General features: G+C 65.4%; 21 protein-coding genes. 6 read left to right on the forward strand and 15 right to left on the reverse strand.

All coding sequences use genetic code 11. The features are described from left to right. Positions 1 to 1053 carry an NAD(P)H-dependent amine dehydrogenase family protein gene (locus ACZI8W_RS25400; RefSeq protein ID WP_463371307.1) on the forward strand — a complete coding sequence of 351 codons (1053 nt, stop codon included), beginning with the start codon at positions 1 to 3 and terminating at the stop codon, positions 1051 to 1053. Positions 1054 to 1081: 28 nt separating this feature from the next. On the opposite strand, the gene meaB is transcribed toward ACZI8W_RS25400, so the two are convergent. From meaB to ACZI8W_RS25415, 3 genes are read right to left on the reverse strand one after another with little or no spacing between them, the layout of a single operon-like run. Continuing rightward, a complete protein-coding gene (gene meaB, locus ACZI8W_RS25405) occupies positions 1082 to 1942 on the reverse strand; it encodes a methylmalonyl Co-A mutase-associated GTPase MeaB (RefSeq protein ID WP_463371328.1) in 861 nt (286 codons plus the stop codon). A gap of 40 nt (positions 1943 to 1982) precedes the next feature. Continuing rightward, positions 1983 to 3122, reverse strand: a complete 1140-nt coding sequence (locus ACZI8W_RS25410) for a thiolase family protein (RefSeq protein WP_463371308.1) — start codon at positions 3120 to 3122, stop codon at positions 1983 to 1985. Beyond that, positions 3115 to 4551, reverse strand: coding sequence for a class I adenylate-forming enzyme family protein (locus ACZI8W_RS25415; protein WP_463371309.1), 1437 nt, complete (start codon positions 4549 to 4551; stop codon positions 3115 to 3117). Before ACZI8W_RS25415 ends, ACZI8W_RS25410 begins: the two co-directional genes overlap by 8 nt. Positions 4552 to 4604: 53 nt before the next feature. Here ACZI8W_RS25415 and ACZI8W_RS25420 point away from each other — a divergent pair, with 53 nt between their 5' ends. From ACZI8W_RS25420 to ACZI8W_RS25430, 3 genes are all read left to right on the forward strand, one after another. Then, positions 4605 to 5372 (forward strand): SDR family NAD(P)-dependent oxidoreductase, encoded by a 768-nt coding sequence (locus ACZI8W_RS25420; RefSeq protein WP_463371310.1) that lies wholly within the window; start codon positions 4605 to 4607, stop codon positions 5370 to 5372. Next, positions 5369 to 6118 carry an SDR family NAD(P)-dependent oxidoreductase gene (locus ACZI8W_RS25425; RefSeq protein WP_463371311.1) on the forward strand — a complete coding sequence of 250 codons (750 nt, stop codon included), beginning with the start codon at positions 5369 to 5371 and terminating at the stop codon, positions 6116 to 6118. Before ACZI8W_RS25420 ends, ACZI8W_RS25425 begins: the two co-directional genes overlap by 4 nt. Positions 6119 to 6423: 305 nt before the next feature. After that, positions 6424 to 7695 carry an amidohydrolase family protein gene (locus ACZI8W_RS25430; RefSeq protein ID WP_463371312.1) on the forward strand — a complete coding sequence of 424 codons (1272 nt, stop codon included), beginning with the start codon at positions 6424 to 6426 and terminating at the stop codon, positions 7693 to 7695. Between the two features lie 64 nt (positions 7696 to 7759). On the opposite strand, the gene ACZI8W_RS25435 is transcribed toward ACZI8W_RS25430, so the two are convergent. The 5 genes from ACZI8W_RS25435 to ACZI8W_RS25455 are packed head-to-tail and all read right to left on the reverse strand — an operon-like array spanning position 7760 to position 12792. Beyond that, the gene (locus tag ACZI8W_RS25435; RefSeq protein WP_463371313.1) at positions 7760 to 8641 is read right to left on the reverse strand and encodes an alpha/beta hydrolase; all 882 of its coding nucleotides are present in this window, start codon (positions 8639 to 8641) and stop codon (positions 7760 to 7762) included. Positions 8642 to 8661: 20 nt separating this feature from the next. Continuing rightward, positions 8662 to 9429 (reverse strand): enoyl-CoA hydratase/isomerase family protein, encoded by a 768-nt coding sequence (locus ACZI8W_RS25440; RefSeq protein WP_463371314.1) that lies wholly within the window; start codon positions 9427 to 9429, stop codon positions 8662 to 8664. A gap of 1 nt (position 9430) precedes the next feature. Beyond that, positions 9431 to 10519 carry an acyl-CoA dehydrogenase family protein gene (locus ACZI8W_RS25445; protein WP_463371315.1) on the reverse strand — a complete coding sequence of 363 codons (1089 nt, stop codon included), beginning with the start codon at positions 10517 to 10519 and terminating at the stop codon, positions 9431 to 9433. After that, positions 10506 to 11411 (reverse strand): acyl-CoA dehydrogenase family protein, encoded by a 906-nt coding sequence (locus ACZI8W_RS25450; RefSeq protein WP_463371316.1) that lies wholly within the window; start codon positions 11409 to 11411, stop codon positions 10506 to 10508. Before ACZI8W_RS25450 ends, ACZI8W_RS25445 begins: the two co-directional genes overlap by 14 nt. After that, positions 11389 to 12792, reverse strand: a complete 1404-nt coding sequence (locus tag ACZI8W_RS25455; RefSeq protein ID WP_463371317.1) for a class I adenylate-forming enzyme family protein — start codon at positions 12790 to 12792, stop codon at positions 11389 to 11391. Before ACZI8W_RS25455 ends, ACZI8W_RS25450 begins: the two co-directional genes overlap by 23 nt. Before the next feature lie 121 nt (positions 12793 to 12913). Here ACZI8W_RS25455 and ACZI8W_RS25460 point away from each other — a divergent pair, with 121 nt between their 5' ends. Beyond that, positions 12914 to 13924 (forward strand): 2Fe-2S iron-sulfur cluster-binding protein, encoded by a 1011-nt coding sequence (locus ACZI8W_RS25460; protein ID WP_463371318.1) that lies wholly within the window; start codon positions 12914 to 12916, stop codon positions 13922 to 13924. Between the two features lie 79 nt (positions 13925 to 14003). Here the strand turns inward: ACZI8W_RS25460 and ACZI8W_RS25465 are convergent, their stop codons facing one another. The 4 genes from ACZI8W_RS25465 to ACZI8W_RS25480 form a co-directional block, all read right to left on the reverse strand. Then, positions 14004 to 15050, reverse strand: a complete 1047-nt coding sequence (locus ACZI8W_RS25465) for a CaiB/BaiF CoA transferase family protein (protein ID WP_463371319.1) — start codon at positions 15048 to 15050, stop codon at positions 14004 to 14006. Then, positions 15047 to 16003: an LLM class F420-dependent oxidoreductase gene (locus tag ACZI8W_RS25470; RefSeq protein ID WP_463371320.1), complete on the reverse strand. Its 957-nt coding sequence runs from the start codon at positions 16001 to 16003 to the stop codon at positions 15047 to 15049. Before ACZI8W_RS25470 ends, ACZI8W_RS25465 begins: the two co-directional genes overlap by 4 nt. A 98-nt stretch (positions 16004 to 16101) precedes the next feature. Continuing rightward, on the reverse strand, positions 16102 to 16497 hold the full coding sequence (locus ACZI8W_RS25475; protein WP_463371321.1) for a cobalamin B12-binding domain-containing protein: 396 nt from the start codon (positions 16495 to 16497) through the stop codon (positions 16102 to 16104). Further along, a complete protein-coding gene (locus ACZI8W_RS25480; RefSeq protein ID WP_463371322.1) occupies positions 16497 to 18074 on the reverse strand; it encodes a methylmalonyl-CoA mutase family protein in 1578 nt (525 codons plus the stop codon). The genes ACZI8W_RS25475 and ACZI8W_RS25480 overlap by 1 nt, the downstream gene beginning before the upstream one ends. An 86-nt stretch (positions 18075 to 18160) precedes the next feature. Between ACZI8W_RS25480 and ACZI8W_RS25485 the strand changes: the two genes are divergently transcribed. Beyond that, the gene (locus tag ACZI8W_RS25485) at positions 18161 to 18991 is read left to right on the forward strand and encodes an SDR family oxidoreductase (protein WP_463371323.1); all 831 of its coding nucleotides are present in this window, start codon (positions 18161 to 18163) and stop codon (positions 18989 to 18991) included. A 63-nt stretch (positions 18992 to 19054) separates the two neighbouring features. Here ACZI8W_RS25485 and ACZI8W_RS25490 read toward each other — a convergent pair whose 3' ends face one another. The 3 genes from ACZI8W_RS25490 to ACZI8W_RS25500 form a co-directional block, all read right to left on the reverse strand. Next, positions 19055 to 19345: a WhiB family transcriptional regulator gene (locus tag ACZI8W_RS25490; RefSeq protein ID WP_463371324.1), complete on the reverse strand. Its 291-nt coding sequence runs from the start codon at positions 19343 to 19345 to the stop codon at positions 19055 to 19057. A 3-nt stretch (positions 19346 to 19348) separates the two neighbouring features. Continuing rightward, positions 19349 to 20998, reverse strand: coding sequence for a glucose-6-phosphate isomerase (pgi, locus tag ACZI8W_RS25495; protein WP_463371325.1), 1650 nt, complete (start codon positions 20996 to 20998; stop codon positions 19349 to 19351). A gap of 17 nt (positions 20999 to 21015) precedes the next feature. After that, on the reverse strand, positions 21016 to 21449 hold a 434-nt coding region (locus tag ACZI8W_RS25500; protein ID WP_463371326.1), incomplete at its 5' end, for an LLM class flavin-dependent oxidoreductase.

Here is a 21449-nt window from a genome sequence, read left to right on the forward strand (position 1 = left end):
ATGCCCCAGAAGGCATTACGCGTCGTCCAGTGGGCTACCGGCAACATCGGTACCCGCGCACTCCGGGCAGTGATCGACCACCCCGATCTCACACTGACCGGACTGTACGTCCACAGCGACGCCAAGGAAGGCATTGACGCCGGCGCCCTGTGCAATCGAGACACGACTGGCGTGAAGGCCACCCGCAGTATCGACGAAATCATCGATCTCGGTGCGGAGTGCGTTCTCTACATGCCGCTGCAGTTCGATCTCGACGTAGTGTGCCGGATCCTCGCTTCCGGCTCGGACATCGTCACCACCCGGGGCGAGTTCCACCATCCGCCGAGCATGCCCACTGCGATTCGCGACGCCGTCGAGGCAGCATGCGCCGCAGGTGGTACCTCCATCCACAGCACCGGAAGCAGCCCAGGATTCATCAGTGAGGCGGTACCTCTGGTGCTGAGCTCGATCCAGCGCAGGCTCGAACACCTCGCGATCGACGAGTACGCCGACCTATCACAGCGCAACTCCCCCGGAATCCTCTTCGAGGTCATGGGCTTCGGCCGACCGCCCGCCGAGTTCGCACAGACACGTCTCGACCAGGTGAAGGCCAACTTCGGGCCTTCGCTCCAGGTGCTCGCCGACGCACTCGGCCTGCCCGTCGATTCCGTCGAGGCCCGTGGCGAGTTGGCTGTTGCCCGGAGCGACGTCACGATCGCAGCAGGTACGATCCCCGCCGGTACGGTAGCGGCACAGCGCATCACCGTTTCCGCTCTCCGCGACGGCCGTGAACTGATGCGTTTCCGCCCGACGTGGTATTGCACCACCGATATCGACACCGCAGGCAGCGACACCAACTGGGACATGCATGCGACCGGCTGGCACATCTCGATCGACGGAGACGCCCCACTCGACATCGAGATGCGCTTCCCGTTCCCGCTCGAGCGCATGAGCGAACTGTCGCCGAACTACACCGCGAACCGTGCGGTCAATGCCGTGCACGCGGTGCATTCGGCCGCCCCCGGCATCCGTACCAGCCTCGACCTGCCTCTGATTGTTCCGGCCTTGAGCTGACCTCGAATCGCCGCGGTCGATCCGGATCCTACTGTCCGAGCAAGCCGGCGGCGGCCGTGTAGGGGTCGTTGCGGCCGTCCACGACGGCAGCGGCGAGCGCGTCGAGATCCGGATGGGTGCGCAGCCGTGTCGTGGCGAGCGACAGGATCTGGGCACGAGCCCGCGCTGCACGCCGCTCCGGTGTGTCGGCTCGCCGATGTGCCTCGATGGCGTCGATCAGCGTGTCGACGCCGTCACCTGTCGACGCGATGAGCTTGAGGATCGTCATCCTGGTTTCGACCCGCAGGTCGCGTACCGTCGCATCGGCACCCTCCCGGTCGGCCTTGTTGACGACCAGGATGTCGGCCACTTCCAGCAACCCTGCCTTGGCCGCCTGAACCGCATCTCCCGCACCGGGATTGAGAATGACGACGGTAGGGTCGGCCACCGCGGCGATCTCGACCTCCGATTGGCCCACCCCGACGGTCTCGAGCAGGATCACGTCATAGGAGAGCGCGCCGAGCAGTGCGATTGCCGCCGGCACCGCCGCGGCCAGACCTCCGAGGTGGCCACGCGACGCCACCGACCGAATCAGAACGTCGGGGTCGTTGACATGCGAGGCCATCCTGATTCGGTCGCCGAGCAGCGCTCCCCCGCTGTACGGCGACGACGGGTCGACGGCGAGCACCGCGACACGGAACCCCCGCGCACGGTACCCCCCGGTGAGTACAGCGACAGTCGTGGACTTCCCGGCACCCGGCGGCCCTGTGATCCCCACTACCCGGACGGGGACAGCATCGATGACCGTCAGGACGTCGTCGCGGTGGTCGCCTTCGACCAGGGTCAGCAAACGGCCCGTCGCGCGCAGCGAGCCGCGACGGGCCGCTTCGACGAGTTCGGCGATGTTCACGTCATGTCCGGGGCAGATCGCAGCGGGCACGGGCAGGGTGTCACGGTGCCGGTACCTCGATCACCACTGCCGAACCAATTCCTCCGCCCGCGCACATCGAGGCCACACCGACTCCGCCGCCGCGGCGACGCAGTTCGTGGACGAGGGTGGTGAGCATGCGCGCGCCGGTCGCGGCGACAGGATGCCCGAGCGAGCAGCCACTGCCGTAGATGTTCACGCGATCCGCGTCGAGTTCGAGCATCTTGATCACGGCCACACACTGCGCAGCAAATGCCTCGTTGATCTCGAACAGGTCGACGTCGGCGATCGACATCCCCGCGCGGGCAAGTGCCTTCGGGATCGCATCCACAGGCGACAGACCGGTGAAGGCGGGATCGATGCCGGTGGACGCCCACGACTTGACGGTGGCGAGTGCGGGCAGACCCAGGTCGCTGCTCGCGATGGTCAACGCTGCCGCTGCATCGTTGCCGCCGCTGGCGTTGCCCGCGGTGATACTGAATCCTTCGATCTCCGGGTGGAGAACCTTCAGCGACGCAAGCTTTTCCATGCTGGTATCGCGCCGCGGGTGTTCGTCGACCGAGAGCAGTCCGTGCGGGGTCTCGATGGGGACGATCTCATCGACGAATTTGCCCTCGTCGATGGCCTTGATCGCGACCTGGTGGGAGCGCAGGGCCCAGGAATCCATCTCCTCACGCGACACACCGGCCTTCACCGCGGCGTTCCAGCCGACCGTGATGGACATGTCCTTGTTGGGAGCGTCCTCGCGGTTCGGGTGGGTCGGCGACAGCCACGGCTCCCAGTTCTCACCGTTGCGCATGAGCGATTGTGGAGCCGTGGAGGCCGAGTTGACGCCACCCGCGATCACGAGCCGGTCCATACCGGCCATGATGCTCGCCGACGCGTTCTGCACCGAGGCCAGGCTCGCCGCGCAGTGGCGGTTGACGGCCATGCCCGGCACCGTCGTCAGGCCGGCGGTGATCGCGGCGTGGCGGGCGATCACGCCGCCGCCGTACAGGCCCTCGCCGAGGATGACGTCGTCGATGTCGGCCGCGTCGTGGTCCTTCGCCGCCGCGGTGACGATGTGGTCGGCGAGCTCGAAGGCGGTGGTGTCGCGAAGCGTTCCCTTGCGGGCCGTCCCGATGGGAGTCCGTTGAGCGGAAACAATAACGGCTTCAGGCATTTTGGTTCTCCAGTTCAGCGAGCAGGGTGCGGCGTAGAAGCTTTCCGGTTTCGGTCTTCGGGAGTTCGTGTCGGAAGACGATGGTGTCGGGGGTTTTCGACGAGCGCAGCCGGTCCTTGACCCACTGCCGCACCTCCTCCGGGTCGGCGTCGCCGACGAGAACAGCGACGATGCGCTGTCCCCATTCAGGGTCGGACACACCGATCACGGCGGCCTCACCGATCGCGGGATGAGCCAGCAGGACGTCCTCGATCTCGGCGGGCGCGATGTTCTCGCCGCCGCGGATGATCGTGTCGTCGGAACGGCCTTCCACGTACACATAGCCGTCGGCGTCGAGGTGTCCGAGGTCGCGGGTGGAGAACCAGCCGTCGGCGTCGAGCACGCTGCGACCGCCGTATTCGCCGGAGATCTGCTCCCCGCGCACGAAGATCAGTCCGGTCTCGCCGGTTGGGACCGGCTCATCACTCTCGGTCCGGATCTCGATCTCGATGCCCGGCAGGGGCCGACCGACCGAGCCGAGTCGGTCGCGCACAGCCGGATCATCGGAGGCGTTCGCCTCGCGGTGGTCCTCGGGACCGAGGACAGCCACCGAAGACGCCGTCTCGGTGAGGCCGTACGCGTTGACGAATCCGGTGGTGGGGAAGGCTCGCAGCGCGTGTTCGAGGACGGGCCGCGGAGTGCGCGACCCTCCGTAGGCGAGGGTCGCAAGCGTCGGAACGTTCGCATTCTCCTCGCCGAGGTGGGCGACGATCCGGGCCAGCATCGTCGGCACGAGCATCGCGTGCACGACTTCTTCTCGACGCACGGTCTCGAGCCAGGTGGCCGGGTCGAACGCCGAGAGGTACACGATCCGGCGGCCGCTGTAGAGGTTGGAGATCAGGTTCGTCAGGCCCGCGATGTGATAGGGCGGCACCGACACCAGCGAGGCATCGGATTCCTCGGCGGACGCGAACTCCATCGTGTTGAGGACGTACGCGATCACATGCCGGTGACGCAGAAGTGCGGGCTTGGGATCCGAGGTCGTGCCGCTGGTGTAGATGATCGCGGCGATCGCGTCGCCATCCCACTGCGGCTCGAGTTCGGCGGGCTCTGCATCGTCCGGCGCATCGTCGATCAGCGCATCGAGATCGTCCTGGCGCAGGATCGTCGCGCCCGGATGGCGTTCGAGCAGCGCCGACAATTGCTGCTCACCGAGCCGGTAGTTGAGGGGGACGAACGGCACGCCCGCGAGGGCCGCACCGAACAGCGCCACCGGGTAGGCGAGATGATTCGTTCCCAGGTAGAGCACCGCGGAGGTGTCGCGTACCCGCACGGCCAGGCGGCGCGCGTACGTATCGAGCTCCGAAGCAGTCAAGGAGCGATCAGGGGCGGTCGCAACAGCGCGTTCGCCGTTGTTTGCCACCATTTCTAGAATCATGCTTAGGTTCATGAGAACATTATTCTCTCAGAGAGAGAGCTTCAGTTGCAAGAAGGGGAGTAGGAATGCAGATCGCAGGTATCTCGGCCATCGTCGTCGGCGGCACCGGAGGCCTCGGCCAGGCCACCGTTCGGCGCCTCCATGAAGGCGGAGCGAAAGTGGTCGTCGCAGACGTCAACGACGAAGCAGGCAAGGCTCTCGAAGACGAGCTCGGCGTGCGCTACGTCAACACCGACGCTGGCAGTGAGGAGTCGGTCCTCGCCGCCATCGCCGAAGCCGAGTCGCTCGGACCGCTGCGCGTGTCGGTGGACTGCCACGGCGGTCCGGCGGGCGGCGGGCGACTCGTCGGGAAAGACGGCAGCCCGATGGCGCTAGACGCCTTCACCAAGACCATCCAGTCGTACCTGACCTCGTCGTTCAACGTCCTGCGTCTGGCCGCGGCGGCCATCGCGAAGCAGGATCCGTTCAACGACGAAGGCTCGCGCGGCGCCATCGTGCAGACCGCGTCGATCGCCGGTGTCGAGGGCCAGATCGGCCAGCTCCCGTACTCGGCCGCCAAGGGAGGAATTCTCGGCATGACGCTGGTCGCCGCACGCGACCTGTCGCCACTGGGCATCCGCGTCAACACCATCGCCCCCGGCACCATCCTGACTCCCGCCTACGGCAAGGCGGGCGAACAACTCGAAGCGTACTGGGGCCCGCAGGTCCCGCACCCCAAGCGCATGGGCCGCCCGGTCGAATACGCGACCCTGGTTGCGTCCATCGTCGAGAACGACTACCTCAACGGCGAGACCATCCGTCTCGACGGCGCGCTGAGGTTCCCGCCGAAGTGAGGCCCCTCGAAGGAAAGGTCGCGTTCGTCGCGGGTGCCAGCCGCGGGATCGGAGCTGCGATTGCCGTCGCGCTCGCAGATGCGGGGGCCGCGGTGGCCGTTGCCGCGCGGAGCGAACAGGAAGGCAAGATCCCGGGCACCATCGGCGCGGTCGCCGAGCGGATCAATTCCGGCGGCGGCAAGGCGATCCCGGTCCAATGCAATGTCACGGACGAGGGCTCCGTCGACGCGGCCATCACCACGACGGTCGGTGAGTTCGGGGGCCTGGACATCCTCGTCGCCAACGCGGGTGTCCTGTGGATGGGGCCGATCGAGTCGACACCACTGAAGCGATGGCAGCTGTGTCTCGATGTGAACTTGACCGGTGTGTTCAATGTGACGAGAGCCGCCATCCCCCACATCCGTGCACGCGGCGGCGGGTCGATGATCGCGGTGACCACCACCGGCGTCACGATGATCGACCGTGGATCGAACGCCTATTGGGTGTCGAAGGCCGGTGCCGAGCGCCTCTACACCGGTCTCGCGTCCGACCTGTCGGCCGACAACATCGCGGTGAACTGCTTGTCGCCGTCTCGTGTCGTGCTCACCGAAGGGTGGCTGGCCGGCGGTGGTGGACAGAAGATTCCACCGGAGGCCATCGAGCCACCGGAAACCATGGGCGCTGCCGCCGTGTTGCTCGGGCAGCAGGATGCCTCCGGGATCACGGGAACCATCCAGCGCTCGGAAACGCTGATACCGCAGCAGTAGTTCGCTGAGCGAGGGCCGGTCATCCGCGTGATGACCGGCCCTTCGTCGTCGGCCGGTCCCGAAACGCGCCACCAGGCGTCCGGTGAACACTTGCGGAATCGCCGCGCGCTTGATTATGGTTCTCTACAGCAAGAATTAGATTCTTAAACGGAAACTACGCACGAGATGGCAAGGCCGGGCTTCCAGTGCGACCCGACATCGCAGTGCATTACGACTTCAGCAGTGTCCTTGCAGGAGATGCCGGCTCCCCACCATCTTCACTCCGGGTCCGCGTCTCGGTGACAGGCCCGACAGTAAGGAATGGCATGAATATCGATGACATGGTGATGGTCAGCATCGACGACCACGTAGTCGAACCCCGCGACATCTTCGAGAAACACTTCCCGAAGAGCCTCATGGACCAGGCCCCCACACTGACCGCCCACCCCCGCAACCCGAACGTCGAGGCCTGGCTGTTCCAGGGTTCCGTCGTCGGCAGCTCCGGCCTCAACGCCGTCGTCTCCTGGCCCAAAGAAGAATGGGGCATGGACCCCACCGGTTACGCCGAAATGCGCCCCGGCGTCTACGACATGAACCAACGCGTCCGCGACATGGACGCCAACGGCACCCTCGCCGCCACCCTCTTCGCCACCTTCCCCGGCTTCGCCGGCACCCACCTCGCAAGCCTGCCCGACAAAAAACTCTCCCTCGCCGCACTCAAAGCCTTCAACGACTGGGTCGTCGGCGAAGTCCCCGACACCCACCCCGGACGCTTCATCCCCCTCGGCATCATCCCCTTCTACGACACCGACGAATCCGTCACCGAAATCCACCGCCTCGCCGCCATGGGCTGCCGCTCCATCTCCATCCCCGAAACCCCCTACGGCGTCGGCGAAGGCTACCCGGACTTCAAATCCGGCTATTGGGACCCGATCTTCAAAGCCTGCGTCGACCACAACATCGTGCTCAGCCTCCACATCGGCGGCGGCATGAACCTCGTCAAACGCCCCACCGGCTTCGACCTCGACGACATGATGGTCCTGACCCCCCTGATCTCCACCATCGCCGCCACCGACGTCATGCTCAGCGGCGCATTCCAGAAATTCCCCGACCTCAAAGTCGCCATGAGCGAAGGCGGCGTCGGCTGGGTCGCACCCTGGCTCGACCGCCTCGAACGCCACATCGTCAACCAATCCTGGACCGGCGCAAGCTTCCTCCCCAAGGGCATGACCCCCACCGAGGTGTGGAAGAACAACTTCCTCGCCTGCTACATCACCGAACCCAGCGGCCTGAACAACCGCGAACGCCTCGGGATCGACACCATCGCCTGGGAATGCGACTACCCGCACTCGGACTCGACCTGGCCACGGTCCCCCGAAATCCTGATGGACGAACTCGTCGCCGCCGATCTCACCGACGACGAAATCGACAAAGTCACCTTCGAGAACGCCGCACGGTTCTTCGGCTGGGATCCGTTCGCACACACCCCCCGTGAGCAGGCGACCGTCGGTGCCCTGCGTGCACGAGCGAAGGACGTCGACATCAGCGAGACATCCAAGACGGAGTACCGCCGGCGCTACGAACTCGCTCACTCGTAGACCGATACGCGACGGCGCTTCCGGACCGTGGAGTTCGGAAGCGCCGTCGTTCTGTAAGAGGTCGTCAGCCGTTCAGGGCCTTACTCATCGCGGTGCACTGCACATCGAAGAAATCCCGCGCGACACCGCTGCGCGAGGCAACGAGATCGAAGCCGTGGAAAGCACCCGGTACCGAGTGGAATTCGCACGGTACGCCGGCGTCGACGAGGCGGTCTGCATACTCACGATCCTCCCGCGCGAACAGATCATTGGATCCCACACCGATCCACGCCGGCGGAAGCCCCGCCAGGTCTCTTCGACGTCCCGGCGCAGCAATCGACGCATCAGCGTCTCCGAGGAAGCTCGCCCACCCGAAGCGATTGCAGTCCTCATCCCACATGCGCATATGCTCGGGCCCCGAAACCGTCCGGTCGTCGAGCATCGGATAGACCAGGAGCTGAAGCACCGGCTCCGGGAGGTCACTGTCGCGTATCGCGAACGCGAGCGCGGCGGCGAGACCCCCACCCGCACTGGCACCGCCGATCACGACCTTCGACGGGTCCACCTCCGGACGGTGCACGAGCCACCGATAGGCCTGGAGGCAGTCTTCCACCGGGATCGGGTACGAGAACTCCGGCGCAAGGCGGTAATCGACCGACGCAACGACAGCACCGAGCCGATCGGCGAAACGCTGACACAGCGCATCGTCCTGCACCGCCCGCCCGAACACGTAACCACCGCCGTGAATCCACAGCAGCGCCGGACGCGGTTCGCCGCCGACGGACACCCGCGGACGGAAATATCGAACTGCCACACCAGGTTCCAGGACGTGGACATCCGCGTCCTTCCCCTTGAGCATCCTCGTGAGCCTACGCAACACCGGAAGGGTCCTCGGTGTCACCGCGCGTCGAGGCGCCACCAGCGCCGCGACCCGCAGATCAGGATGAAAGCTTGCCAGCGATCTCATACGGCTGAGCATGCCTACTATCAGCTCTTGCCTGCGGCCAAGCGCGCGATATTAGACTGGAAGTCATCACTCTGGAACGTCATTTCTTCTGCCGTCAGCGCGAAGTCGATTGCGGCGAGCACCGTGCGCTCGAGCTGGATGTTGATCAGGCGCTTCGTCGCCTCGATCGCCTTCTGCGGCTGATCCAGGATGTTCTTGGCCGCCGCGAGTGCCTCGCTGAGCGGATCCTCGACCACGTGGTTCGCCAGCCCCAAGTCCAGTGCCCGCTGCGCGGATATCCGCTGACCCGTGAAGGCGAACTCCTTCGCCTGCAACAAACTGATCTGCAGCGGCCAGGTGAGCGCGCCACCGTCTGCCGCGACAAGACCGACCTGCACATGCGGGTCGGCGAGGTACGTCTTCTCACCCATGTAGACCATGTCGCTGAGCGCGACGATGCTGCAGCCGAGCCCCACCGCGGGACCGTTCACGGCGGCGATCACCGGGATCCGGCACCGGGTCATCCCGAGCACCAGTTCACGCCCGTCGGCGATCGACTTCGCGCGTAGGTCGGGGTCCTTCGCGAGTTCCTGGAGATAGGTGAAGTCGCCGCCGGCCGAGAAGGCCCGCCCGGCACCCGTGATCACCGCGACACGCGCGTCGCGGTCCGCGCTGAGACGCGTCCAGAGTCTCGAAAGCCCCTCGTGCAGAGCATCGTTGACTGCATTGAGATCGTCGGGGCGATTGAGGGTGATGATCCGCAGCGGACCGTCGGCCTGAACGTCGATTTCGTCGGGCATGTCGTACATGTCAGACCCCCAATCCGAGGATTCGTGAAGCGATGATGTTCTTCTGGATCTGCGACGTACCGCCCATCACCGACTGCGCGCGACTGTACATGTACGAGCCGAGCAGTTCGGTGTCGCGGGTACCGGCCACCGCCAGCGCGGCGTGCCCGACCGATTGATCCACCCAGGTCATGAGCAACTTGTCGAGCGAGCCCTCCGACCCGTGGTTCACACCGTCGAGTTGTTCCGACAGCCGCCGGCGCACGTGCAGACGCAGCATCTCCGACTGCACTGCGGCCCACGCCAGATCTTCCGGTGGTCTGCCTTCCGTGCGGGCGGCGAGCTGGCGGACTAGTTTGCCGTAGCGCGCCGCGAACCCGAGTGTGGATGGCTCTCGCTCGTGGCCGACCACCGTCATCGCGATGCGCCAGCCGTCACCGGGGTTGCCGACCATCTGATCCGCAGGGACCCGCGCACCCTCGAACAGGACCTGACCGAATTCTTTGGTGACACCACTGATCATCTTCAACGGCCGCTGCTCGATACCCGACTGACTCATCGGGACGATGAACGCCGAGATACCGCGGTGTCGCGGCGCATCCGGATCGGTGCGGGCGAGCAACAGGCACCAGTCGGCGACGTCGGAGTAGCTCGTCCAGATCTTGTGACCGTGGATGACGTACTCGTCGCCGTCGCGGGTCGCGGTGGTGGTCAACGACGCGAGGTCGGAGCCGGCGCCGGGTTCACTGAATCCCTGGCACCACCGCTGCGTGCCGTTGATCATCCCGGGCAGGAACCGCTGCTGCAGTTCCTTGCTTCCGTGATGTCCGAGACCCACCACGAGGTACCCGAGGCTGGGACGGGGCGGAGCGCCGGCGAGTGCGAGTTCTTCGTCGAGGATCACGTCGAAGACGGGCGGGAGTTCCTGACCTCCGTATTCCTTGGGCCAGGACAATCCGAAGAATCCAGCCCCGTACAGAGCCTGATGCCATTCTCCTTGCTTCGCCCAGTACTCGTCGCCCGACGTGGGGAACGTGCCTGCTATCTCTGCGAGCCAGGTGCGCAGCCGCGTACGGAACGCGGCTTCGTCCGGCGAGTCACGAAAGTCCAAGGTCGATCTCCTCCAGGCTCACGGGGAACAGTTCGGTGGACGTCAGCGCCCGCCGAAGATAGATGTGTTCGATGCATTCCCAGGTGTTTCCGATGCCGCCGTGCACCTGGATGGCCGTTTCGCACACCGTGCGGGCGGCACGGGCGCAGTAGATCTTCGCGATCCGTGCGGCGCGGACCGCCTCGGCGGGGGTCAGTTCGTCGACGGCCCACGCCGCGTGCCGAAGCACGCTGATGGATCCTTCGATGAGCGCTTCGCTCTCGGCGAGCAGGTGCGCGACGGCCTGGTACGAGCCGATCGTGTTGCCGTACTGTTCGCGGATCTTGGCGTACTCGACGGCGGCTGCCTGGGCCCCACGCGAAGTTCCCACGAGGTCCGCGCACGTGGCGACCAACGCCAGCGCAAATCCCCGCTCGATCTGTTCGGACGACAGGTCGCCGAGCTGTTCGTACGGTTCGACCAACGTCGCGAAGGCGCGGGTGAGATCGGCGCCCTCGGCGAGGTCGCCGACGTCGGCAGCGAGAATACTGTTGTCGCGCACCACGAGTGCGCGCGTGAGTCCCGCCACGTCGAATGCGTCGTCGCCGATGGCGATCGCCCAGGTCTGCTGGTCGTCGGCAAGGTGCCGCCTCAGGTCGTCGGCGAGGATCGGCCCGAGGAACGGAACATCCACGAGTCCTCGGCCGAATTCCTCGGCAACGATGGCCACCTCGACGCCGGAGGCGCCGTCGGAACGCAGTTCGCGCCAGCCGGCCGCGGCGACCGTCTTCTCCAGCCGCGCGACACGTGTCGGGTCGTCGAGGTCCTGAACCGACCCCGGCCCCAGATCGTCGGCGAGTTTCGCGGCTGCGTCGCGCAATTGCTGCTGTTCATTGGTCAGACGTACGTCCATGGCGCTCCTCGAGTATTCGGCGCAACACCTTGCCGGAGGGCAGGCGCGGGATTTCGGGCACGAAGATCACTCGGCTCGGACGCTTGTACGAGGCGAGGGTGTTCCCGACGAGGTCGATGATCTCGTCGGCTTCGATCGGTGCGGTTACCTCGACCGCAGCGACGACGGCTTCCCCGGTATGAAGGTCGTCGACGCCGAACACCGCACAGTCGGCGATGTCGGGGTGGGAGAACAGCAGGGTTTCGATCTCGGCAGGCGCCACCTGGAAGCCGTTGACCTTGATCATGTCTTTGGATCTGTCGGTGATGCGCACCCAGCCGTCGGCGTCGACACTGCCGACGTCGCCGGTGCGGTACCAGCCGTCGACGAATGCGTCGGCGGTCGTGTCGCTGGGTAGGTATCCGGCCATCATGGACGCGGAGCGCACCTGGATCTCGCCCGTGCCGCCGGGTGCGAGTGCCTCTCCCGTCTCGAGTGATACGACGCGCATCTCGACGCCCGGTACCGCACGACCCACACTGTCGAGGCGCGCGCCGTCGATCGGGCTGCAGGCGATCACCGGCATTTCACTCGCGCCGTACGCGGGGACCCACGGCACACCGGTGCGGCGAGTGACGGTCTCGGCGACACTGGGCGTGACGGGCGTGGCACCCCACATGATGTAGCGCAGCGACGACAGGTCGAAGGATTCGAGTTCCGGGTGTGACGCCATGGCCAGGGCGATCGGGGCGACGGCCATTTCGACGGTGATGCGGTCGCTCTCGATGTGACGCAGCATCGCGTCGAGATCGAAGCGCCGATGCAGCCGCAGCCAGGCGCCGGCGTCGAGCGCGGTTGCGATGTTGAGCAGACCGAGAATGTGCGACGGGGGTGTGACGATCTGGATGCGATCGCTCGCGGTGAGTTTCAGGGCGTCGCGCCAGTGCTCGACTGCGGTAGCGAACGATGCGTGGGTGTGCCGGACCGCTTTCGGAAGACCGGTGGTGCCGGAACTGAAGACCAGCAGGGCGTCCGCATCCGGGCTCGCCGGCGTGGGCGGCCGGAATCCCTCCTCGATCTGATCGTCGAGGCAGAGCGTGGGCATCAGGTCGGCCAGTATCGAATTGTCGCCCACAGCATGGGTCGCGGCGCTGACCTCGAGCGCGTGCGCGACTTCAGCACGTTTCCATGCCGGACTGATCAGGGCGACCACTGCACCGACCTGCCAGATCGCCAGCACGGCGATGACGAACTCGGGCCGGTTCGACGACATGAGAGCCACACGGTCGCCGGGTGTGACACCGCGGCGCTCGAGGGACGCAGCCATACCGGCAGCCAGCGCTTCGAGTTGCGCGCGGCTGTATTCCTGCTGGTCGAAGACCAGCGCGGTGCGGTCGGCCATGTCCTCGTTCCTTACGATCCCGTCTCATCCTGGGAAGAACCACCATCGTGAGCTTTCGCTCTCACTGGTGAGAATAGTACTCTCCAAGTAGCAGAATATCGATACCAGGAGGAGACGGTCCATGGCGAGACCACCTTTGTTCCAGCGCGCGACCGTTACCCGGATCGTGAAAGAGACCGACGACGCCCGCACCTACGTGCTCGCCCCTGTGGACGGGCCGTTCACCTACCAGGCAGGTCAGTTCTGCACCTTCAAGGTCAACGTCGACGGCACCGACCTCTACCGGTCGTACTCGATGTCGAGTGCCCCCGAGACCGACACCGAGATCATGACCACCATCAAGAGAGTCCCCGGAGGCAAGGTCTCCAATTGGCTGCACGACAACGTGGCCGAGGGCGATCAGGTGGAGATCACCCGCCCCGCCGGTACCTTCCTGCTGCGCGAGGGCGAAGGACCCGTCATCGGGTTCGCCGGTGGTAGCGGCATCACCCCGCTCCTGTCCATCGCGAAGAGCACACTCGCCACCACCGATCGGGACGTCCGTCTGCTCATCGCCGACCGCGACCGCAACGCGGCGATCTTCGACACCGTGACCGACCAGCTCGTCGAGAAGTACGGCGGACGACTCACCGTCGTTCGACACTTCGACGACGACTTGGGCCTGCTCACCCCCGCGCGCGCATTGGAGTTCATCGGCACCGACACCGCGTTCGACGCATACCTGTGCGGCCCCGAAGCATTCATGGACATGATCGAGTCCGCCCTTCCCGGCCCCGGCACGGTGTACAGCGAACGCTTCGGCGCCGCTGCAGAACCCGTGAAGGCTGCCGAAGCAGAGCCTCCGGCCCCGGCCGCGCCGATCGACGGCACTGTGTCGATCCGGCTGGGCAGCCAGCGCGTATCGGTGCCACTGCAAGCGGGCGAGACACTCCTCGAAAGCGCGCGCAGGGCAGGCTTGGCCCCCCCGTTCTCGTGCGAGGCCGGCAACTGCGCGACCTGCATCGCGAAAATCACCGACGGCAGCGCCACTATGCGCGTCAACGATGCACTCAGCGACGACGAGATCGCCGATGGCTACACCCTCACCTGCCAGGCCGTGCCGGACTGCTCCATCAAGGTACGGTACGAATAGACCCTCCGGCATCTCGATGGCCTCCAACGGAATCCGCTGGAGGCCATCAAGGTGTTGTGGGTGTGGCGACCGACGCCGATCAGCCGACGGGAAGCGTGCCGTGCTCGCCCAGCCGCGGCGGCGCCCCGTATCCGGGCTCGTAGCCGTCGATTCGAATCGGGCTGCCGACAAGCCGGAAGTCACCGGCCTCCACCACCATCGACGGTGTGGCCTCGAGCGCGTCCGGCAGCGACCGGACCGCGGCAGCGGGAACACCAAGGGGACGCAAGCGGGATTCCCACCCGGCGGCGGTGTCGCCGGCAAGTACTTCGGTTACGACGCGAAGCACCTCGTCTCGCTGCGCCGCACGCTCGGCCATCGTCGTGAAGCCCTCGATGCCCGCTTCGGCGGCGAACGTGCGCCAGAAACCGTCGTGGGTGATGAACAATGCCAGCGTCCCGTCCGATGTCGGGAACAACTGCGCCGGGACATAGTACGAATGCGCACCGCTCGGCATGCGACGCGGTGGGGTGCCCTCGTTGAGATAGGCCGACGCCCGGTAGTTGAGCTGCGAGAGCATGACGTCGCGCAACGAGACTTCCACCTGGCCGCCACGACCCGACACGATCTGGGCGAGTAGTCCGAGCGCGGCTGTCAGGCCGGTGGAATTGTCGGCCGCCGAATACCCGGGAAGTGTCGGTGGCCCAGCGGGATCGCCGGTGAGGTCGGCGACGCCCGTCGCTGCCTGGATGACGTAATCGAATGCCGGATCGTCGCCCTCGTCGAGGCCGTATCCCGTGAGCGCGACACACACGATCTTGTCGTTGAACCGGCGCAATGCGTCGTAGGTCAGGCCGTACTTCCGGATCGCCGACGGCTTGAGATTGACGAGCAGAGCGTGTGACTCGGCGGCGAGCTCACCGAGCCGACGCTGGCCGTTCTCGGTGGTCAGATCGAGACAGATACTCCGCTTGCCCCGGTTGAGACTCGCGAAGTACGCGTCGCTGACCTGCCGCGACAGATCGCCGGTCGGCGGTTCGATCTTCGTGACCTCGGCACCGAGATCAGCAAGCATCATCGTTGCGTACGGTCCGGCAAGGATGTGGCCGACCTCGAGGATCCGGATACCTGCGAGGGGACCGGTCACCGCAGTTCCTTCGCAAGCTCGGCGACGACCTCGCGTGTGCGGTACTTCGACGCGACCAGTTCGTCGCGGTTGTTGCCGATGGGCAGCAGCCGCATCGACAGGTCGGTCACGCCCGCGTCGCGATACCGCTTGAATCCGGCGAGGATCGCCTTCTCGTCGCCGACGATGGCCATCTGGCCGATGTCCTTCGCCTCGCCCTGCTCGAGCAGACGCTGGTAGTTCGGCGAGATCTCGGCCTCGGCAAGAATGCGGTTGGCGCGCTCGCGCGCGATGTCCTCCTCGCCCGGTGCACACAGACACACCGGCACACCCGCAACGATGCGCGGGTCGGGGCGTCCTGCTTCGGCAGCGGCCTTGGAGATTCGCGGGACGATGTGCTCGCCGATCGCGCGTTCGTCAGCCATCCACAGGATGGTGCCGTCGGCGCGTTCCCCGGCGATCTTCAGCATGACGGGACCGAGCGCCGCAACGAGCAGCGGCATCGGTGCCACGGGCCCGATGTCGAGCGGATTGTGCACCGCGAACGTGTCGTTCTCGACATCGATAGAGCCGGGCAGATCCTTGATCGCGCCGAGCACCTCGAGGTAGTCGCGGGTGAATTTCGCGGGCTTCTCGTAGGGCAGACCGAGCATGTCCTGCACGATCCAGTGGTGCGACGGGCCGACACCGAGCGCGAGCCGTCCGTTCAGCGCAGCGTGGGTGGACAGTGCCTGGCGCACCAGATGCACCGGGTGTTGAGCTTGGAGAGGCACGACGGCAGTGCCGATCTCGATTCGGCTCGTCCTCGTGCTCATGAGGGCGATGGCTGTCAATGCGTCGAAGTCCGTGGGGATCTGGGGAACCCACACGGTGTCGAATCCCGCGGATTCGGCCCATTCGACGTCTTTCAGCATCCGATCGACCTTGCGGGCCGTATCCCCCTGCTCGGGTCCGACCATCACTCCGATCCGCACGATTCCTCCAGCATTCGACGAGTTCGTTTGTCTGCGCGGCCCGGTGGCGCGCTCGGTGGCCGGGCGAGAGAATGGTTGCGCCTGGTCCGGGTTGCCGATCAGTGTGCGTTCTCGGTCAGCTTGCGCACTCCGGCGACCAACTCGTCGAGTGGCGTGCTGGTCGGGAACACCGCAGCTGCCCCGGCATCGAGAAGCTTGGGGACGTCGGATTGAGGGATGGTGCCGCCGACGATTACGTCGATGTCACTGCCATCCGCGGCGTGCAAGGCCTCGACGACCTTCGTCGTCAATGCGACGTGCGCGCCCGAGAGGATGCTCAGACCCACGACGGCGACGTCCTCCTGGACCGCGATGGACACGATGTCCTCGACTTTCTGACGGATTCCGGTGTAGATGACTTCGAAGCCCGCATCGCGCAGTGCGCGCGCGACGATCTTGGCGCCACGATCGTGGCCGTCGAGTCCGGGTTTGGCGACGAGAACGCGGGCGGTCATCAGAACACCACCGGCTGCTGGAACTCGCCCCACACGGACTTGAGCGCGGACACCATTTCGCCGACCGTGCAGTAGGCGTTGGCGCAGTCGATCAGGGAATGCATGAGATTGTCGGTTCCTTCCGCTGCGCGGGACAAGGATGCGAGGGTGCTGCGCACTGCCTCGGGATCACGTTCGGCCTTCACATTCGCGAGACGCTTCAGCTGCATCTCACGACCATCGGCGTCGAGTTCGTAGGTGGAGATCTCCGGCGCAGGCTCGTCGGAGACGAACTTGTTCACGCCGACAATGGGGCGTTCACCGGCTTCCATCTCCTGGTGGAGCTTGTACGCCTCGTCGGCGATGAGGCCTTGAAGATAGCCGTCCTCGATGGCCCGGACCATGCCTCCGTGTTGTTCGAGGTCGGTCATGATCTCGATGATGCGCTCTTCGGTGCGATCGGTGAGCGCCTCGACGAAGTAGGACCCGCCGAGCGGATCAGCCACGCGGGTCACACCGGTCTCGTAGGCGAGAACCTGCTGAGTACGCAGGGCGAGCGTCGCGGATTCCTCACTCGGCAGAGCGAACGGCTCGTCCCACGCCGCGGTGAACATCGACTGCACGCCCCCGAGTACAGAGGCCATGGACTCGTAGGCCACGCGCACAAGATTGTTCTGCGCCTGCGGGGCGTAGAGCGAGGCACCACCGGCGACGCAACCGAACCGGAACATCGATGCCTTGTCGGTGGTCGCGCCGTAACGTTCCCGGACGATGGTCGCCCACCGACGGCGCCCGGCACGATATTTAGCGATTTCCTCGAAGAAATCGCCGTGCGTGTAGAAGAAGAACGAGACCTGCGGAGCAAACTGGTCGATGGTCATACGGCCGCGCTCGACCACGGTGTCGCAGTAGGTGACACCGTCGGCAAGGGTGAAGGCCATCTCCTGGATCGCGTTGGCTCCGGCGTCGCGGAAGTGCGCGCCGGCCACCGAGATCGCGTTGAACCGCGGGACCTCGGCGGCACAGAATTCGATCGTGTCGGCGATCAGTCGCAGGGACGGCTCGGGCGGCCAGATCCACGTTCCGCGGGACGCATATTCTTTGAGGATGTCGTTCTGGATGGTGCCGGTGAGCTTCTCGCGAGGCACCCCCTTCTTCTCCGCGGCGGCAACGTAGAAGGCCAGCAGGATCGCGGCGGTGCCGTTGATCGTGAAACTCGTGCTGATCTTGTCGAGTGGGATGCCGTCGAAGAGGATCTCGGCGTCGGCGAGAGTGTCGACGGCGACACCGACGCGACCCACCTCTTCGGTGACCTCGGGATCGTCGGAGTCGTAGCCGCACTGAGTGGGTAGGTCCAGCGCGACCGAGAGCCCGGTGCCACCCTGATCGAGCAGGTAGCGGTAGCGGCGGTTGGATTCTTCGGCCGTGCCGAAGCCCGAATACTGACGGAATGTCCACAGCCGCCCCCGGTAGCCGGAGGCGAAGTTTCCTCGGGTGAAGGGGAACGTACCCGGTGGGGGCAGTTCACGCTCTCGGTCCCCCGACCCGTACACCGGATCGAGGGGGATCCCGGACGCGGTTTCCACGATGTCGCTCACACTGGATACCTTACTTGCAGAAAATGAGAATGCCAATATCATTGGCGAGAACGAATGAGTTTCACGAAAACCGAGCAGGGAGAACCATGACGAGCCAGCATGCACTTCGCGACCGCACGATGGTTGTGTCCGGCGCCAGCCGTGGCATCGGACATGCGATCGCCGTCGCAGCCGCAGCGCAGGGCGCGAACGTTGTGCTTCTGGCCAAGACCGCCGAACCCCACCCGAAGCTGAAAGGCACGGTCCACACGGCCGTGGCAGATATCGAGGCGGCCGGCGGCAAGGCCGTCGCCATCGTCGGTGACGTGCGTAAGGAACAGGACGTGCAGCGCGCCGTCGACACCGCCGTCGAACGCTTCGGCGGCATCGACATGTGCGTCAACAATGCGAGCGCGATCGGCACCGAACCGACAGAGCAGCTGTCGGCCAAGAAGTACGACCTCATGCAGGAAATCAACTGCCGAGGCACCTTCCTCCTCACGAAGGCTGCCCTGCCGCATCTGCGCACGTCCGAGAACGGGCACATTCTCACGATCGCACCCCCGATCAACATGAACCCGTACTGGCTGGGTGCACATCCCGCGTACACATTGTCCAAGTACGGAATGTCCTTGCTGACGCTAGGTTTTGCGGCCGAGTACGCCGAGGCCGGCATTGCTGCGAACTGCCTGTGGCCGGAAACCTACATCGCCACCTCCGCTGTCGCGAACATGGTGGACGGCGAAAGTCTGCTGTCGTCGTCGCGTAGTCCCGAGATCATGGCCGACGCCGCGGTCGCGATCCTGTCGAGCCCCGCGAAGACCACCAGCGGCTCGTGTTACATCGACGCGGATGTTCTCGCCGCAGCCGGTGTCACCGATCTCTCGCGCTACGGCGGCGGCGACAACCCCCAGCGGGATCTGTTCCTCGACGCCTGATCACCGCGTACGCACAAACGGCACCGAGTGGAACCCACTCGGTGCCGTCGCATCTCGGATGTACTACCTGACCAGCCTCCGCGTGCGCGTAGCTTTGCGTTCCTCTTCGGTCATACCACCCCAGACTCCGTATCGCTCACCGGATTCCAGGGCGTAGTGCAGGCACTCCATCCGGACCGGGCACGCCTGACAGATCTGTTTCGCCGCCGCGACCCGTTCCTCGCGCGCTTCGCCGCGCTCGTTGTCGGGGTGGAAGAAGACCGCACCATCGACGTCGCGGCACGCCGCGTCCATCTGCCAGTCCCACGACTCCGCCACCGGCGGTGGAAGTTTGAGCAGTTTCAGAGCGGGCACCGGTCATTCTCCCTTCGACATCTCGCGATAGAGTCGGACGAGCGCGTCGGTGGAGGTATCACCTGTCGCAGGATCGCTGTCGCCGGACAGCGCCGTCCGCAGTTCAGTTGCCTGCACCTTCCCCAGCTCCACGCCCCACTGGTCGAACGAGTCGATCCCCCACACCACGCCCTGTACGAACACCTGATGCTCGTACAGCGCGATGAGCTGCCCGAGGGTCGACGGGGTCAATGTCGGCGCAAGGATGGTCGTCGACGGCTGATTTCCCGGCATCACCTTGTGTGCCACAAGCTCCTCGGGCGTGCCGTCGGATCGCACCTGATCTGCCGTGCGACCGAACGCCATCACCTTGGACTGTGCGAAACAGTTCGCCATGAGCACGTCATGCATACTTCCGGTGCCGCCGGCCGTGGGAAGGTCGTCCGTCGAGGTGGCGAATCCGATGAAATCCGCAGGTACCAGGTGTGTTCCCTGGTGTAACAACTGATAGTAGGCGTGCTGCCCGTTCGTACCCGGTTCGCCCCAGAATATCTCTCCGGTAGTGCATCCCACCGGGCTGCCGTCGGCGCGAACCGACTTACCGTTCGACTCCATGGTCAGCTGCTGCAGGTAGGCCGGAAAGCGCACGAGATCATTGGAATAGGGCAGTATCGCACGCGATTGGGCACCCAGGAAACTCGTGTACCACACACCGAGCAGACCGAGCAGAATCGGAGTGTTCTCCTCGAGTGGGGCGGCGCGGAAATGCGTGTCGATGCGGTGGAATCCGTCGAGCAGTTCGGCGAATCGCTCATGTCCGATCGCGCACATGACCGACAGGCCGATCGCCGACCCGACCGAGTACCGACCGCCGACCCAATCCCAGAACCCGAACATGTTGGCAGGATCGATGCCGAACTCCGCGACCCGCTGTGCGTGTGTGGACACCGCCACGAAATGCGCCGCGACCGCGTCTTCGCCGAGCACCGCGACGAGCCAGCGCCTCGCCGCGGTCGCGTTCGTCAGCGTCTCGACCGTCGAGAAGGTCTTGGACGCCACGATGAACAATGTCGTGGCCGGGTTCAGTCCGTCGAGGGCTGCAGTGAGGTCGGCCGGGTCGACGTTCGACACGAACCGCACCTGCGGACCGTCGTGGTAGTGCCGCAGCGCACGCGTCACCATCATCGGTCCCAGATCCGATCCGCCGATCCCGATGTTGACCACTGTTGCGATCTTCTCGCCGGTCGCTCCCCGCCACCGGCCGTCCCGGACCTGGTCGGTGAAAGCGCCCATCGCGCCGAGCACCTCGTGCACGTCGGCAACGACATCCTGACCGTCCACCGTCAACTGTGCGGTCGGCGGCAGCCGCAGCGCTGTGTGGAGGACGGCTCGGTCCTCGGTGATGTTGAGGTGATCACCGGTGAACATCCGCTCGCGCGCGGCTTCCACTCCGGTTGCGCGAGCAAGGTCGAGCAGCAGGTCCTTGGTGCGGGGGGTGATCCGGTGTTTGCTGTAGTCGACCGTGAGGTCCGCGGCGGTGACGGTCATCGCCTCGGCCCGGGCGGGGTCGGCGGCGAACAGTTCACGCAGATGCACCGGTACGACGTCGGTGCGATGGTACTCGAGCGCCCGCCACTGCGGAAGGGTAGTCACATTCTGTGTAACCGAAGTCATCTGGCTCACCCGTCCGCTCAGCCCAGGGCGCGCAGTCGCGGAGCCAGATCCCGCTCGAACAACTCCAAAAAACGCCGCTGATCATGCCCCGGCGCATGAAACACCAAATGATTCAACCCCGCATCCACATACGCCCTCACCTGCTCGACCGCCACATCCGGATCCGACGCCACAATCCACCGCTTCGCCACCTGCTCGATCGGCAACGCATCCGCCGCCGCCTCCATCTCCACCGGATCCTCGATACTGTGCTTCTGCTCCGCCGACAACGACAACGGCGCCCAGAACCGCGTATTCTCGAGCGCCAACTCCGGATCCGTGTCATACGAAATCTTGATCTCGATCATCTTGTCGATCCCCGCCACCTCACGCCCAGCCTTCACCGCACCCTCAGCCACCGCCGGCAACAACTTGTCGGTATAGAGCTCCATCCCCTTCCCCGAAGTACAGA

The sequence above is a fragment of the Rhodococcus ruitaii genome (genome assembly GCF_055230935.1).

What these genes read in the sequence shown, in the direction of transcription:
- ACZI8W_RS25400 (WP_463371307.1), top strand. Translation starts at nt 1, where the DNA reads ATGCCCCAGAAGGCATTACGCGTCGTCCAGTGGGCTACCGGCAACATC.
- ACZI8W_RS25410 (WP_463371308.1), bottom strand. Translation starts at nt 3,122, where the DNA reads ATGCCTGAAGCCGTTATTGTTTCCGCTCAACGGACTCCCATCGGGACG.
- ACZI8W_RS25415 (WP_463371309.1), bottom strand. Translation starts at nt 4,551, where the DNA reads ATGAACCTAAGCATGATTCTAGAAATGGTGGCAAACAACGGCGAACGC.
- ACZI8W_RS25420 (WP_463371310.1), top strand. Translation starts at nt 4,605, where the DNA reads ATGCAGATCGCAGGTATCTCGGCCATCGTCGTCGGCGGCACCGGAGGC.
- ACZI8W_RS25430 (WP_463371312.1), top strand. Translation starts at nt 6,424, where the DNA reads ATGAATATCGATGACATGGTGATGGTCAGCATCGACGACCACGTAGTC.
- ACZI8W_RS25435 (WP_463371313.1), bottom strand. Translation starts at nt 8,641, where the DNA reads ATGAGATCGCTGGCAAGCTTTCATCCTGATCTGCGGGTCGCGGCGCTG.
- ACZI8W_RS25440 (WP_463371314.1), bottom strand. Translation starts at nt 9,429, where the DNA reads ATGTACGACATGCCCGACGAAATCGACGTTCAGGCCGACGGTCCGCTG.
- ACZI8W_RS25450 (WP_463371316.1), bottom strand. Translation starts at nt 11,411, where the DNA reads ATGGACGTACGTCTGACCAATGAACAGCAGCAATTGCGCGACGCAGCC.
- ACZI8W_RS25455 (WP_463371317.1), bottom strand. Translation starts at nt 12,792, where the DNA reads ATGGCCGACCGCACCGCGCTGGTCTTCGACCAGCAGGAATACAGCCGC.
- ACZI8W_RS25460 (WP_463371318.1), top strand. Translation starts at nt 12,914, where the DNA reads ATGGCGAGACCACCTTTGTTCCAGCGCGCGACCGTTACCCGGATCGTG.
- ACZI8W_RS25475 (WP_463371321.1), bottom strand. Translation starts at nt 16,497, where the DNA reads ATGACCGCCCGCGTTCTCGTCGCCAAACCCGGACTCGACGGCCACGAT.
- ACZI8W_RS25485 (WP_463371323.1), top strand. Translation starts at nt 18,161, where the DNA reads ATGACGAGCCAGCATGCACTTCGCGACCGCACGATGGTTGTGTCCGGC.
- pgi (WP_463371325.1), bottom strand. Translation starts at nt 20,998, where the DNA reads ATGACTTCGGTTACACAGAATGTGACTACCCTTCCGCAGTGGCGGGCG.